Consider the following 14212-nt stretch of genomic DNA (forward strand, 5'->3'; position numbering starts at 1 on the left):
TCATCTATTTTACAAATGTCCGCCAAATTATAAAACCATCTGATTGTTTATTCCCTATTTTAAATGGTATTAAGTTAACGATGCCTATCCAAAGATTAAATAAGACAAACAAATATAACAAAGGGTGCATAAAAATTTGATTAAAATAATAAAAAACACTTGAAAATAGTAAACTTACAATAGGACCAAGCACAACTACTATTGCTGTTTCCATTGGTTGTAGTGGTATATTTCTCTTACTTTCTGTATAAGCTCCACGAAAAAACCATTGATGTATAGAAATTGTCACTACATTTGTACAGCGTATTAATGTTCTTTTATTACCAGTACCAATTACAAGTTTAATAGATTCTGATTTCACAAGCAATGCTCCGATAACGTGCCCTACCTCATGAATGAATAAACTAATTGGGGCTACAATAAAAATTAAATAAACGACGAAAATCAATTCCATAAGCCACTCCTAAAAGCCGTATCGTTATCGGAAACAAAGAGCCTATGTTAAAGTAACTAGGCTCTTCTAACTTTATCTGTTATACATGATACAACATCTATACCATTTTAATTTCTTTTATTTTATCGCCATTTCGCATGTTTTTTGCATGTTCAATACCGCTTGTAACTTGCCCAAAAACAGTGTGTACACCGTTTAAATGTGGTTGCGGATCATGAACAATAAAAAATTGACAGCTTCCAGTATCCTTCCCAGCATGCGCCATAGATAAAGAACCTTCTACGTGCTTATGTGGATTTCCTTCTGTTTCACACTTGATTGTATACCCAGCAGAACCTGTGCCAGTTCCGTTCGGACAGCCGCCTTGACTTACAAAACCAGGAATAACACGGTGAAAGCTTAAGCCATCATAAAAGTTTTCATTAATAAGCTTTTCAAAGTTAGCAACCGTTCCTGGAGCTTCATTTGGATAGAGCTCAAATTCAATTGTATTCCCATTTTCCATCGTAATAATACCTTTTTTAGTCATTTGTTTAATTCCCCTTTTTGATTTGTAATTTCACTTAAATTAAACGGTTCCATCTATATAGGATAAATCATTTTTAATAATATCGTCATTTGTCTCTCTTTTCACAATTAATGAATCGCGTCCGTTTTCTACAAAAACGACTGCTGGCTTTTTGAAACGATTATAATTGTTTGCCATCGAATACCCATAAGCACCTGTTGAAAAGATAGCTAGAATGTCATTCGGTTCAACACGAGGAACTTGTAAGTCCCAAATAAGCATATCGCCTGATTCACACGCTTTTCCAGCGATTGAAACTGTATCTGTCAATTGTTCAGCTGCTTTATTCGCTATAACTCCTTCATAGGCTGCTTCATACAAAGCTGGCCTAATGTTATCAGCCATTCCACCGTCAACAGCAACATATTTTCGGACATTCGGTATCTCTTTCATCGATCCAACTGTATATAACGTGATTCCGGCATTACCGACAATAGAGCGGCCTGGCTCTATCCAAATTTCCGGCATAGGGATTTCTAGTGCAGCTGTCTGTTTTTTTACAGCTTGTACAATTGCTGTTACATGCTCCTTAAACGGCAATGGGTCATCTGTTGAAACATATCGTATACCAAACCCACCTCCAAGATTTACCACTTCAGGTGTGTAATTATAACGTTTCGACCATTCAGCTAACTGTTCAAATAGTAATTCTACTGCCTTAAGGAAACTGTCCGATGTAAAAATTTGCGAACCGATATGGCAGTGCAGCCCTTTGAATCGAATATGAGCGTGCTTATAAAGCCGATCAAAAGCTTGCTGTGCCTGGCCATTTAACATATTGAATCCAAATTTCGAATCTTCATTTCCTGTCATTATGTAATGGTGCGTATCCGATTCAATACCTGGTGTTACTCGGATTAACACATCTATTTGTTTGTTTTTTTCCTTTAAAATAGATTCAATTAAATCAATTTCATAAAAATTATCAACAACAATACAACCGATGTCATGTTCAATTGCCATACACAGCTCTTCATAGCTCTTATTGTTTCCATGCATATGAATTTTATTTGTCGGGAAGTCAGCCTGTAGAGCTGTATATAATTCCCCTTCAGATACGACGTCCAAGCTCAAATTTTCTTGTTTAATTACTTGGAGCATCGCAACCGATGAAAAAGCTTTACTGGCGTATGCGACTTGCGCTCGTACACCTAATTGTTTAAATGTATCTATAAACGCTCGACAATTCTCCCTTATAATTGATACATCATAAACATATAACGGTGTACCGTACTTTTTTGCCAGCATAGTGGCATCTACTTCTCCAATTTCCAAATGACCATTATCATTTATTGTAAAAGGGTGCTTCTCTAAGCCCATCGCTTAACCTCCAATTTTACTTACTACGATCGTGTTTACGTTCTATTGCAACAAACCGAATCGTTTTTTCATTTACGCTATCTATAGTCTGTCACATTAATAAAAACACTTTATCATACTAAGAGGAAAAACGAAAGAAATTACAATTCCATCGATTGAATTCTTACAACTGTCGCTTGTTTCAACGCATTTAGAATTACTTAGTGTTTTACAAAAAACATTCAAATGAATGAATTTCATAATTCCAAGTTTCCAAGCCTTTACAGAACAGATAAACAAGCAAAAATTCATTTCGATATAGTCACCTTAATGTACAATGCATCTAAATTAGCAGTTGATTGAATTCATACAGCATTCAACCAAGAAACAGAGGTTGCATAGCAACACCAACTCGTCTGTGTGGAATCCGGATCCACGCAGACTCCTGCAGGTAAAGCAACAGCCGAAAATCCATTTTAAAAGTTTGGGCAAAAACAAATATCTACAATTATTCAAGCTCTAATTACCTTTAGGCTGTCGATAATCATTTTTTGGATGAACAAAGCGTGGTCGACGATTAGAAAATGGAACTGGAATCCGAAATAAAAAGTGATACATCGCCGGAGCATTAAATGGAATAAATGGCCAGAAATAAGGTGTTTTTAACGTTCTTAATTGAACTAAAAACAAAACGAAAATTGTAATTCCAATTGTAAAGCCGATTACACCAAAAGCTGCAGTAGCAATTACTAATAGTAACTTAATAATACGATTTGCAACACTTAATTCATAGCTAGGCGTTACGTATGATCCCACAGTAGTAATAGCAACATATAAAATAACTTCTGGACTAAGCATACCTACGTCTACAGCAATTTGACCAATTAAAACAGCAGCAATTAATCCGAGCGCAGTCGCTAAAGCAGTCGGTGTATGAATAGCAGCGAGCCTTAAAAATTCCACTCCCAAATCTGCAAGTATTATTTGCATAAAAATAGGAATGTTTCCTTCCTCATTTGGGCCAATAAACGATAACGGAGCAGGCAATAAGCTCGGATCTAGCACTACTAATAACCAAAATGGCAACAAAAATAACGAGGCTATTAATGCGAGCAATCGAATCCAGCGAATAAACGTTCCAACGGTTGGGGTTTGCCTAAATTCCTCCGCATGTTCCATATGATCAAAAAATGTAGTAGGTAAAATTATAACACTTGGAGAAGTGTCTACCATAACAATAACGTGTCCTTCTAACAAATGGCTCGCAGCTACATCAGGCCTTTCTGAATAACGAACAATTGGATAAGGATTCCAATTTCTTCCGATAATAAACTCCTCTAATGCCTTGTCTGCCATTGTCAATCCGTCAACCTCGACCGCTTTTATTTTTGTCTTCGTAAAGTTAACGAGATCATCATCAGCGACGTCTTGAATATAACATACACAAACATCGGTTTTAGAACGCTCCCCCACTTTTAACATTTCATGTCTAAGCCGAGCATCACGAATTCTTCTTCTCGTTAATGCCGTATTTTCAATTACATTTTCTGTGAATCCATCTCTAGAGCCCCGTATAACTCGTTCTGTATCTGGCTCTTCTGGGGTTCTCCCTGGATATCGTCTTACATCAACTATAAACGAGTACGGTTCTCCGTCAACGAAGATAATTATTAATCCAGATAACAATGCATCGACAGTTTCATCCATCGTTTTGGCCTTTTCAACTTGTTGGTTTACAAGTCGATTCTCCATAATTTCAAAAACTTTTTTTTCATTCTGCTCATCATCGTTTATTTTGACAAGCATTTTTATAATTTCAATTACGGTAGCATCGTCTGCCAATCCATTAACAAAGTATATTTGTATTTTTCTTCTCAAAATAACGAGCTCACGAAACCCTATATCAAACGACACACCTGCACCAATTCGTTCCTTCATATATGCTTCGTTCACATGTAACCTTTTTGATACGGGAACTTTCTTTTGAACTTTGGACATATTTATAACCATCCCATTCTGTTTATCTTACAAAAATAATCCATTGAAACAATGAACCAAATATTTTTCCGAAAACTACCGCCATTAATAAACTTAGTAAATATTTATTTATTCCGAGTCGCTTAGCTATTATAGGAAAAACATTTAATACTTCCGTTAGTGCTGCTGCCAGCATTCCATTAAACGCTCCATGAAATACGCCCCATACGATGAGAACAACTACGGGAAAAGATAGTGCGATGGAAGTAAAAGATAAAAACGTTCCAAATAATGTACCTAAAATAGCACAGGCTCCGTAAACTTTAATAAGATGTTCCGATTTACTTAATTGAATTAAACGAGGAATAATTCCTAACACAGTTATAACTGCTACAAATCCACTGCCAACTGCAAGCCCTCCTGCAAATCCAATTAATATTTCAAAAATGTTAATAATATTTATGCTTATCATTTAAGTCATTCTCATAATGTCCAATATATTGATCAATATTTTGCTGATAATTAAACAGTTCTACCTCGAGAGGGCTTGGCTCTTCATTAAAACGTTTTTTAAACCAATGGTTAAAAAACAAGAGCATGCCTACTCCAAGACCTATTGAATACGGGATCTGAATCCAAAGAGGAAAAGGTGTTTCTTCTGACGTCAATAAATAATGTAATCTTTGATGCACCTCTTGCATACTAACATCATAATGAAAGTTCATAATCGTCATTGCTGTCCCGATAAACAGTAAAATCCATACGAAACTGGCAATTATTAATGAAGACCGTTGTTGCTTATTTACTACACGCACAATTGTATGAGGCGGTCCGACTACCTGGAAATCTAATCTGTTGTACAATTCATTTAAATGCTTTATTACAGTAAAGCTGTCTATTACAACGATATTGTTGTCTTTTTTTGTAATTCGATAAATTGGTATTTCTTCAAGCTCGTTTTTTTTATCAAAAACCGTTGAAATATACGCAATTTCTTTCAGTTTTATTTCGTCTAATTTCGATTTATGAATCATCTTTCTCATCCGTATGTAAACGTTTATCGTTGTCATTTTCATCACACCTTTAAATGCCGGTTTGTATACATTAGTATTTGCGGTTCATACTGAATTATACAAACCATGTATTAAAGCGCTTCACAAGAGCGTTATCAAGTGGTTTACTTCATTCTTCTATCGTTGAATCATTTGTTAAATAGACCGACTTAGACCAAGTGCACCTATATTGTAATAAAAAGAAAAATCAGACGAATCATCTATCGTTTGATGATTTGCCTGATTTTTTATGAGAGCTTCATAGCTTCATTCGTAATTTCATTTCATGTAATATTTTCTTTTCTAAACGTGAAACTTGAACTTGGGAAATTCCTAGCCGCTCGGCGACTTCAGATTGGGTTTTATCTTTATAATAGCGTAAATAAACAATTAACCTTTCTCTCTCGCTTAAATCACGAATCGCTTCTTCCAACGTTAACTTGTCAAACCAGTTCCCATCCTTATCTGCGATTTGATCAAGCAGCGTAATCGGATCTCCATCATTTTCAAAAACAGTTTCATGAATTGAATGAGGGGATCTTGCCGCTTCTTGAGCATGTGCAACCTCTTCGGCTGTTAAATCTAATGCATCTGCGACTTCACTTACAGTAGGAGATCTACCGAGTCGTTTCGTCAATTCATCTTTTTTGATTCGAATTTTATTTGCAGTTTCTTTTATCGTTCTACTTACTTTCAAACTGCCATCATCTCGAATAAATCGTTGAATTTCCCCTATAATCATAGGTACCGCATACGTTGAAAAACGTACATCATAAGATAAATCAAACTTGTCAATAGATTTAATTAAACCAATACTACCTATTTGAAATAAATCCTCTGGATCATAGCCACGATTTAAAAATCGTTGAACAACCGACCAAACAAGACGGACATTTTTTTCTACGAGCAAATCCCTAGCTTGTCGATCTCCTTGTTGACTTTTTAATATATATTCCTTTACCTGTTCATTCGTCAAGGTCCCCTTTTGCTGTTCGTGCTCAATATTTACTTTCATTGGCAGAACCCCCTATTAATTGCAAACCGTTTTACTTTTTGATAGCTGTTTCTTCATAGTAACGGTTGTTCCTTCTCCGGGGTTGGACTGTACCTCTACAAAATCCATAAAATTTTCAATGATCGTAAAGCCCATACCTGATCGTTCATATTCAGGCTTGGATGTGTATAAAGGTTGTCTCGCTTCTTCTATATCCTGAATACCTATTCCAGTGTCCTTAACAATAAGCTCGACCTCTCCATCGTGTAATTTACAAATAATTTTTATAAAGTGATCAGGCTCGTTGTTATATCCATGTATGATTGAATTCGTCACAGCTTCAGATACGACCGTTTTAATTTCTGTTAACTCATCCATCGTAGGATCCAACTGTGTGACAAATGCACCAACGGTTCCTCGCGCAAATGATTCATTACTACTAACACTAGAAAATTGTAAAACCATCTCGTTTTTCATGACGCCACCCCCAAAGAACCTAATGCACTTTCTTCACTATCTTCGTTACGAATAATTTTAAACAAGCCAGACATCTCAAATAGTCGAGCAATCGGCGGGGAGATGGAACAGACGATCATTTCGCCGCCAAGCTGCAGCACTTCTTTATACCGACCTAAAATTACACCAAGTCCAGAACTATCCATAAAAGTAACAGCCTCAAGATTTAAGATGATGTGCTTTACAGGATTGTTATACAGTGTGTTTTGCCATTCTTCTCGCAAATAATTCGCTTCATGATGATCCAGCTCTCCAGCTAATCGAACTACTAATACGTTCTCTTTGACGACAAAGCTTGAAGTTAATCCCATATGTTTCCCTCCTTTAAAACCTGCTGCTTACTTTTTCTCGATCGTTTGAATGGATTCCTGCCTCTTGACAAAAGTAGAAGAAATTCTGCAAATACCGATGAATTATTCGCTTTTAGCAATTTGCTGTATCGTTCTTTTAAACAATGTAAAATACGATGCACTTTTAATATCCTCGTTTACGACTAATGCCGTTTCAGATAAAATAGTATCATTGTTTTTGACTTGTAAAACACCTACTTGATCTCCTTTTTTCAAGGGCAACGTAATTTGATCCTTCATCCTTATAGACGTAGTAATGTTTTTAGGTTCTTTTCCTTTTTTATATAGTGTGCTGATAGAGTCGGACGTAACTACATCTATGATATGCTGATCGGATTTTAATAATTTTAATTGTGTAACTGCCTCATTTTTATCCATTATTTTTTTCGTTGCAAATTGATTAAAGGCGTAATCAAGCATTTTCGACACGAGAGCATTTCTCTCTTTCGCTGTTTTTGCTCCCATTACCACAGCAATAACACGCATACCATCTTTTTTAGCTGTTGCAGTTAAACAATATTTAGCTTCGTTTGTAAAACCTGTCTTCAACCCGTCAACACCTGGGTAAAAACGAACGAGCTTATTTGTATTTACTAACCAAAATTCGTTCTCTTTCCCCTTTCTTAAATAGTCTTCGTAAATCGAAGTATATTGTGTAACGTGTTCATATTTAAGTAATTCTTTTGCGATAATCGCCATGTCGTGTGAAGTGCTGTACTGATTTTCTGCCGGCAATCCTGACGAATTTGTAAAGCGGGTATGCTTTAACCCTAGCATTTCAGCCTTTTTATTCATCATTTTAACAAACGATTCCTCACTACCGGCTATGCGTTCAGCAAGCGCTACACTGGCATCATTTCCAGATGCAATTGCTATCCCTTTAAGTAAGTTTTCGACTGACATTTCCTCGCCAGTCTCTAAAAATATTTGTGAGCCGCCCATCGAAGAAGCTCGCTCACTAATTCTAATCTGTTCTTCAAGTTTAAGGTCTCCTTTATGAAGTTCCTCCATTATTAATAAAAGAGTCATAATCTTAGTCATACTTGCTGGGGGGAGCTTATCATTTGCGTTTTTATCGTATAATATCTTTCCTGTATCTTGTTCAATTAATATTGCTGATTTCGCACCTTCAGCTAAATCAATAGCTTCCTGTACTTCCTCTTCTTGTTCTGCAAAAATCGGCATCTGACCGAAGATCGTTGTACTTACTAGTATTAATATAACAATTGTTTTTTTCATCAAATCTACCTCCAACAATCCATTTTTCATCCGTAATTAAAAACCTCTATCTATTTCTAATTAATAAATATAGGATATCCATTCTATGTTAGATTTATAACTATTTAGCAAACATATTTACAAATATGTTTCCTGTTTTGTATATATAATGAAGGTACCATTTGATTAAATAACAGACCGTTTTATTAACTAACGTAAAAACACTCTGCGTAAACTTTTAGTTTAAATATTTTCACAAGACTTTCGAAATGTCCAAGCTTGAGTCACTATGTGTAGTTCTAGCTTTCGTCTGAGAGGATGTAAGGAAGGGCAAGTGGATGTTTCTTCCAAATGATTGAAAAATGGACAGAGATGGTTCAACGTCCATTTCCTAGCAAATAAAGTAAATTACAATAAATAGTTCCTATATTTTACACAAACTTTTCATGCGTACAATGGTCATACAATTTATTCCCTTATATTGCTCATTCATTTTTTATGTGGTCACCTTTTTAATTTTACACATTAAAAAAAGAAGTCCAGCAAATCCTGTTTCAATTAGGAATGCCGAACTTCTTAACTATTAATTTATTAAGTGAACTATTTCCCATCTTTAACACATAATTGTTTCATAAACTAATATTGGCTGTTTCTTAGGCTTATCTGAAATCTGCATCGCATTTAATATCTTTTTATTTACTGCATCTACTGTAGTAGAACTACTATGTATTGTGGCAAGGGCTTCATTTTCTATGACAGAATCACCTATTTTCTTATGGAGTACTACTCCAACAGCTAAGTCAATTTTTGAATTTTTCGTTATTCTGCCAGCACCTAACATCATAGCAGCTTTCCCAATTTCATCAGCGTTTACCGCCTGAACGACCCCAGATTGTTGAGCTTTTACAACTATTTTATGTTTCGCTTGTGGTAATTGCTCCGGATGTGTAACGGTCGTCGCGTCACCACCTTGTGCTTCAATAAAGTCAATAAATTTCTGCAGCGCTTTGCCATTTTTCATATTTTCTATTAAGGTTTCTCTTGCCTCTTCCGCATTGCTTGCTTTCTTCGCTAGTAAGAGCATTTGACTACCTAGCGTTAAACACAACTCTGTTAAGTCTTCCGGTCCATTCCCTTGTAGCGTCTCGATTGCTTCTTTTACCTCAAGTGCATTACCAACCGAATGTCCGAGTGGCTGGCTCATATCAGATATAATTGCTACTGTTTCTTTTCCAACTAATTTTCCAATCGAAACCATCGTTTGCGCAAGCTTTTTAGCCATATCCAAGTTTTTCATAAATGCACCTGAACCAGTTTTTACATCTAAAACAATTGCATCCGCACCTGCTGCAATCTTCTTACTCATAATTGAGCTTGCAATTAAGGGGATAGAATTCACCGTTGCAGTTACATCTCGTAAACTATATAACTTTTTATCAGCTGGAGTGAGATTGCCCGATTGTCCAATAACACCGAGCTTATGCTTATTTACAAGCTCTATAAATTGTTCATTAGTAAGTTCCGTATGAAAGCCACGAATTGATTCAAGCTTATCAATTGTTCCTCCTGTATGACCAAGTCCACGTCCGCTCATTTTTGGGATGACAACTCCTGCTGAAGCTACTAATGGTGCTAATATTAGCGTCGTTGTATCGCCTACCCCGCCAGTTGAATGCTTATCCACCTTTATTCCTTTTATTTCCGAAAGATCGATCGTGCTACCTGAGTGAACCATCGCCATTGTTAATGCAGCACTTTCGCGTTCCGTCATGCCTTGAAAATAAGTAGCCATTAGTAATGCACTAATTTGATAATCTGGAATCTGCTCATTCGTATACGCGTCAATAAAAAAACGTATTTCTTCTTCTGTTAATTCTTTACCATCTCGCTTGCTCTCTATAATATCGTACATTCTCATTCAAATACACCTGCCCTTATTTTAGTGTATACTCATATTAATCTAGCAACTCGCTTAAAAAACTGCTCCCGTAAGCAGGAAGATGTACATTAAAATTATCGGCAATCGTCGCGCCAACATCTGCAAATGTTTTGCGAATAGGTAACTGTTTGCCTGCTTGTATTTTTCGGTGATAGACAAGTAAAGGTACATATTCTCTCGTGTGATCTGTCCCATGATGAGTCGGATCGTTGCCGTGATCTGCAGTAATAATTAGCAAATCATCTTCCTTTAACTTATCCAACACTTCTGGTAGTCTCTTATCAAAAGCTTCTAATGCTTGTCCATAGCCAATTACATCACGTCGGTGCCCATATTTCGCATCAAAATCAACAAGATTTAAAAAACAAAGGCCATGAAAGTCTCGATCCAAACATTCGATTAATTTTGTCATGCCATCTTCGTTATCAATCGTCCGTATCGTTTCTGTAATTCCTTCTCCATCGTAAATATCTGATATTTTTCCTAGCCCAATTACATCTAGGCTTTCATCCTCTAATTCATTCAATACGGTACGACCAAAAGGCTTTAATGCATAATCGTGGCGATTTGGAGTTCTAACAAAAGCTCCAGGCTCTCCGATAAATGGACGGGCAATAATGCGGCCGACCATATACTTTTCATCTAAAGTCAATTCACGTGCAATTTCACAAATAGAATAAAGCTCATCAATTGGGACTACCGCTTCATGAGCTGCAATTTGCAGTACAGAATCTGCCGAAGTGTACACAATAATAGCTCCCGTTTTCATCTGCTCTTCGCCTAATTCATCTAAAATAACTGTCCCCGAAGCTGGCTTATTACCAATAATTTTTCTATTTGTTCGTTTTTCAAGCTCTTGAATCAATTCTTGCGGAAAGCCTTCTGGAAACGTTCGAAAAGGCTGATCAATGCGCAATCCCATCAATTCCCAATGGCCTGTCATCGTATCTTTTCCGTTTGAAGCCTCTTCCATCTTTGTATAATGTGCTTTCGGATACTTTTGTTTTTGGACTCCTTTAACCTCTTTAATATTACTTAATCCGAGCTGTCCTAAATACGGCAGATTCAATCCATTCATATGTTCTGCAATATTCCCTAACGTGTCTGCTCCTTCATCATTAAACAATTTTGCATCTGGTGCTTGTCCAATACCGACTGAGTCCATTACAACTAAAAAAATTCGTTTCATTGCTATCTTCCTCTCTCTATTTAATCTATTATATCCAATAAATGCTAACAAATCATGCTCTTGGATGATAAGCTTGGTAAATATCTTTTAGTCTAGCTTTTGATACGTGTGTATAAATTTGCGTTGTGGAAATATCTGCATGCCCAAGCATTTCCTGTACAGATCGCAAATCCGCACCATTCTCTAGTAAGTGTGTTGCAAAAGAATGACGTAACGTGTGCGGTGTAATTTGTTTTGTAAGTCCAGCATCTCTAGCCATGTTTCTAAGAACCTTCCAGAAGCCTTGTCTCGTAAGCGGTCTTCCGTGATGATTGACGAATAATTTATTTTCATCCTTTTTACGCTTAACGAGCGCATCTCTCGCATAATACAAATAATTTTCTACTGCTTCTTTTGCAACATTCCCTAGTGGTACAATTCTTTCTTTTGATCCTTTTCCTAAACAGCGCACAAACCCTAAGCTTAAATGAAGGTCACTTACCTTTAAAGAAATTAATTCCGTCACCCGCAGTCCTGTTGCATAAAGCAGCTCGACCATCGCCTTATTTCGCTTATCGAGAGTTGTAGTTCCTTTAACATTTAATAGTTTATCAACATCTTCTGCAGCTAATATATCCGGTAGCTTCTTTGCTTTTTTCGGTGTTTCAATATGTACGCTTGCATCATGCTGTACAATCCGCTCTCGTATTAAAAATTGATGGAAAGAACGAATCGATGAAATCGATCGAGATATCGTCGAAGAAGACTTGCCTTCATCTTTTAGGAAATAAAGAAATGAAAGAATGTCACTTCTCATGACAGCTTCCCAGTTTGTTTTATTTAACATCTCATTAATATATTTCTTGTACTGTTTTAAATCTCTGCGGTAAGAAGTAATCGTATTTTCAGAAAGAGCTCTTTCTATTTGTAAATAATGAAAAAAATCTTCAAATGGATCTTCCATCATATGCTATTCTCCTATGCGAAAAAATAGATTTAATCGATCAAAAACACTTTCCTCTTCATTAAATACTTTCACTGCCGGCCCTTCTGGCTGATCATATCGATGATATTGTTCATATTCCGTATGCATAAGGCGAAGGCCAAAATAAAAGATAAATGTACATGCTATAAATATAACAAAAACTTTCACAGAATCCCAGACGATTCGCTTCACTTTAATCCACCTCTTCTAATCCATTCTATTTATTAGAAGATATGCCAAAAAAGATGAATATTATACATACACTTTTTAGATTATTGGAATGTCGTAAAGACGCGTCCACTATTGCTTGTAAAAATTAGTTAGGAACTACTAGTACAGTCCGTCTGTTAAAACTCAAAAAAAGAAACATCCTATGCATATGTTTTGAAAAAACTATATAGCAACAGTGTATATAAACAGATAAAAATAAAAGCCTTTTTCGTTGTTTGAAAATAGGCTTTTCTCACATATTATATTTATTTTGTTACTTCAACTGAAGCCGTTTGACATTGCTTACAAATGCCATGAAAAGTTAGCCGGTGGTCCTTTACTTGAAAACCCCAGTCTTTTTCAACGATTTGTTCGACTTCTCCTAACAAATCTTCAATAATCTCATCAACCGCACCACATTCCATACAGACAAGATGATGATGGAAATGTTCCACTCCCTCTTTCCGTAAATCGTAGCGGGATACGCCATCTCCAAAGTTAATTTTATCAACAATTTTCAATTCAGACAGTAGCTCTAATGTACGATAAACAGTAGCTAAGCCAATCTCCGGTGCTTTTTCTTTAACGAGTAAGAACACATTTTCTGCACTAAGATGATCCTCTTCTCGCTCCAACAATACCCTTAATGTCGCTTCTCTTTGTGGGGTTAGCTTATAATTTTTTGCATGCAACTGTTTTTTTATTCGATCTATCCTCTGTTCCATGTTAAGTTCCCCCTCCATACTCCCTTTTTATTATATGCTCACATGGAACAGGTGTCAAAGTATAATTATTATAAACAACATATTGTATTTATTATTAAAAAGTAATTAATATTAGTAAAAAGATTTAATAAAAGCCTTTACTGCTTCATTAGCTACGAATGCTTCTAGAAGTGCGGCAACCAAAGCTACTGAGAGTAATAAAGCAAATATAGCAGCATAGTTGAGAAAAGGTGCTGCTATCGATTGCGATATTTTCCGACTAAATAGTTTTGATAATAAGGCTAATGAAAAGATCATTGATAAACTACCAGCGGTAATATAAATCGGTATAATGAGAATGTTTTGCGGAACGATCGAGATTGATGCTAATATTAACCCCTTTACTCCTAACTGATTAACGATAAATCCAACAGAAAATCCAATAACCATCCCTTTAACAAAAATTAGTATCCATACGATAGGTAAGCCAATTACAGATAAACCTAAAACGAACAAAAGCAATAAGTATTTTGCATGAAAAATAAAACTCTCTTTTACTATTTCTTTATTTTCAATAATATGTCCATTTAAAATTTGGCCGAAAAAGCGATCCAAATAAAAAAATAAATCTTGTTTTTGCACAAAATTCATGCTATTTACAATTATCGCTCCAAAAACAATTCCTGTTAAGAACAAAATAATCATGAAAATATAAATGGTTGCATGGTCTCTTACATGGTTTACTACTAGAGTGCGGCTATTATTCATTGGATTCCTC

16 protein-coding genes are annotated in these 14212 nt (G+C 35.9%); all 16 read right to left on the reverse strand.

What is annotated here, in order from left to right:
* Window positions 1-4 precede the first annotated feature (4 nt).
* A complete protein-coding gene (locus tag ACLIBH_RS02590) occupies window positions 5-454 on the reverse strand; it encodes a hypothetical protein (protein WP_439315121.1) in 450 nt (149 codons plus the stop codon).
* A gap of 97 nt (window positions 455-551) precedes the next feature.
* Entirely contained in the window at window positions 552-983 is a 432-nt protein-coding gene (locus tag ACLIBH_RS02595; protein ID WP_439315122.1) for a peptidylprolyl isomerase, read from the reverse strand.
* 39 nt (window positions 984-1022) lie between these two features.
* On the reverse strand, window positions 1023-2342 hold the full coding sequence (lysA, locus tag ACLIBH_RS02600; protein WP_439315123.1) for a diaminopimelate decarboxylase: 1320 nt from the start codon (window positions 2340-2342) through the stop codon (window positions 1023-1025).
* 498 nt (window positions 2343-2840) lie between these two features.
* Window positions 2841-4319 (reverse strand): spore germination protein, encoded by a 1479-nt coding sequence (locus tag ACLIBH_RS02605; RefSeq protein ID WP_439315124.1) that lies wholly within the window; start codon window positions 4317-4319, stop codon window positions 2841-2843.
* A 22-nt stretch (window positions 4320-4341) separates the two neighbouring features.
* Window positions 4342-4770, reverse strand: coding sequence for a stage V sporulation protein AB (locus ACLIBH_RS02610; RefSeq protein ID WP_439315126.1), 429 nt, complete (start codon window positions 4768-4770; stop codon window positions 4342-4344).
* Entirely contained in the window at window positions 4748-5368 is a 621-nt protein-coding gene (locus ACLIBH_RS02615; protein ID WP_439315127.1) for a stage V sporulation protein AA, read from the reverse strand. The genes ACLIBH_RS02610 and ACLIBH_RS02615 overlap by 23 nt, the downstream gene beginning before the upstream one ends.
* A 241-nt stretch (window positions 5369-5609) precedes the next feature.
* Complete coding sequence (gene sigF, locus ACLIBH_RS02620) at window positions 5610-6365, reverse strand: RNA polymerase sporulation sigma factor SigF (protein WP_439315128.1); 756 nt, start codon at window positions 6363-6365, stop codon at window positions 5610-5612.
* 15 nt (window positions 6366-6380) lie between these two features.
* Window positions 6381-6821, reverse strand: a complete 441-nt coding sequence (gene spoIIAB / locus ACLIBH_RS02625) for an anti-sigma F factor (protein ID WP_439315129.1) — start codon at window positions 6819-6821, stop codon at window positions 6381-6383.
* Window positions 6818-7171, reverse strand: a complete 354-nt coding sequence (spoIIAA, locus tag ACLIBH_RS02630; protein WP_439315130.1) for an anti-sigma F factor antagonist — start codon at window positions 7169-7171, stop codon at window positions 6818-6820. Before spoIIAA ends, spoIIAB begins: the two co-directional genes overlap by 4 nt.
* Window positions 7172-7273: 102 nt before the next feature.
* Window positions 7274-8449, reverse strand: a complete 1176-nt coding sequence (locus ACLIBH_RS02635; RefSeq protein ID WP_439315131.1) for a D-alanyl-D-alanine carboxypeptidase family protein — start codon at window positions 8447-8449, stop codon at window positions 7274-7276.
* A 592-nt stretch (window positions 8450-9041) separates the two neighbouring features.
* Complete coding sequence (locus tag ACLIBH_RS02640) at window positions 9042-10346, reverse strand: pyrimidine-nucleoside phosphorylase (protein WP_439315132.1); 1305 nt, start codon at window positions 10344-10346, stop codon at window positions 9042-9044.
* Window positions 10347-10383: 37 nt separating this feature from the next.
* Window positions 10384-11556 (reverse strand): phosphopentomutase, encoded by a 1173-nt coding sequence (gene deoB, locus ACLIBH_RS02645; RefSeq protein ID WP_439315133.1) that lies wholly within the window; start codon window positions 11554-11556, stop codon window positions 10384-10386.
* A 52-nt stretch (window positions 11557-11608) separates the two neighbouring features.
* Window positions 11609-12502 (reverse strand): site-specific tyrosine recombinase XerD, encoded by an 894-nt coding sequence (gene xerD, locus ACLIBH_RS02650; RefSeq protein ID WP_439315134.1) that lies wholly within the window; start codon window positions 12500-12502, stop codon window positions 11609-11611.
* Window positions 12503-12505: 3 nt separating this feature from the next.
* Window positions 12506-12712, reverse strand: a complete 207-nt coding sequence (locus ACLIBH_RS02655) for a YqzK family protein (RefSeq protein WP_439315135.1) — start codon at window positions 12710-12712, stop codon at window positions 12506-12508.
* A 284-nt stretch (window positions 12713-12996) separates the two neighbouring features.
* Entirely contained in the window at window positions 12997-13455 is a 459-nt protein-coding gene (fur, locus tag ACLIBH_RS02660) for a ferric iron uptake transcriptional regulator (RefSeq protein WP_439315136.1), read from the reverse strand.
* 111 nt (window positions 13456-13566) lie between these two features.
* Window positions 13567-14202, reverse strand: coding sequence for a stage II sporulation protein M (gene spoIIM, locus ACLIBH_RS02665; RefSeq protein ID WP_439315137.1), 636 nt, complete (start codon window positions 14200-14202; stop codon window positions 13567-13569).
* Window positions 14203-14212 lie beyond the last annotated feature (10 nt).

Origin of the sequence: Virgibacillus sp. W0430, from assembly GCF_051846935.1 — a bacterium.
Classification (GTDB): Bacteria; Bacillota; Bacilli; order Bacillales; family Amphibacillaceae; genus JBPYCR01.

Coding starts and splice junctions, on each gene's coding strand:
- spoIIM (WP_439315137.1), bottom strand. CDS start 14,202: ATGAATAATAGCCGCACTCTAGTAGTAAACCATGTAAGAGACCATGCA.
- ACLIBH_RS02595 (WP_439315122.1), bottom strand. CDS start 983: ATGACTAAAAAAGGTATTATTACGATGGAAAATGGGAATACAATTGAA.
- lysA (WP_439315123.1), bottom strand. CDS start 2,342: ATGGGCTTAGAGAAGCACCCTTTTACAATAAATGATAATGGTCATTTG.
- fur (WP_439315136.1), bottom strand. CDS start 13,455: ATGGAACAGAGGATAGATCGAATAAAAAAACAGTTGCATGCAAAAAAT.
- ACLIBH_RS02605 (WP_439315124.1), bottom strand. CDS start 4,319: ATGTCCAAAGTTCAAAAGAAAGTTCCCGTATCAAAAAGGTTACATGTG.
- ACLIBH_RS02590 (WP_439315121.1), bottom strand. CDS start 454: ATGGAATTGATTTTCGTCGTTTATTTAATTTTTATTGTAGCCCCAATT.
- sigF (WP_439315128.1), bottom strand. CDS start 6,365: ATGAAAGTAAATATTGAGCACGAACAGCAAAAGGGGACCTTGACGAAT.
- ACLIBH_RS02635 (WP_439315131.1), bottom strand. CDS start 8,449: ATGAAAAAAACAATTGTTATATTAATACTAGTAAGTACAACGATCTTC.
- spoIIAB (WP_439315129.1), bottom strand. CDS start 6,821: ATGAAAAACGAGATGGTTTTACAATTTTCTAGTGTTAGTAGTAATGAA.
- ACLIBH_RS02610 (WP_439315126.1), bottom strand. CDS start 4,770: ATGATAAGCATAAATATTATTAACATTTTTGAAATATTAATTGGATTT.
- spoIIAA (WP_439315130.1), bottom strand. CDS start 7,171: ATGGGATTAACTTCAAGCTTTGTCGTCAAAGAGAACGTATTAGTAGTT.
- ACLIBH_RS02640 (WP_439315132.1), bottom strand. CDS start 10,346: ATGAGAATGTACGATATTATAGAGAGCAAGCGAGATGGTAAAGAATTA.
- xerD (WP_439315134.1), bottom strand. CDS start 12,502: ATGATGGAAGATCCATTTGAAGATTTTTTTCATTATTTACAAATAGAA.
- ACLIBH_RS02615 (WP_439315127.1), bottom strand. CDS start 5,368: ATGACAACGATAAACGTTTACATACGGATGAGAAAGATGATTCATAAA.
- deoB (WP_439315133.1), bottom strand. CDS start 11,556: ATGAAACGAATTTTTTTAGTTGTAATGGACTCAGTCGGTATTGGACAA.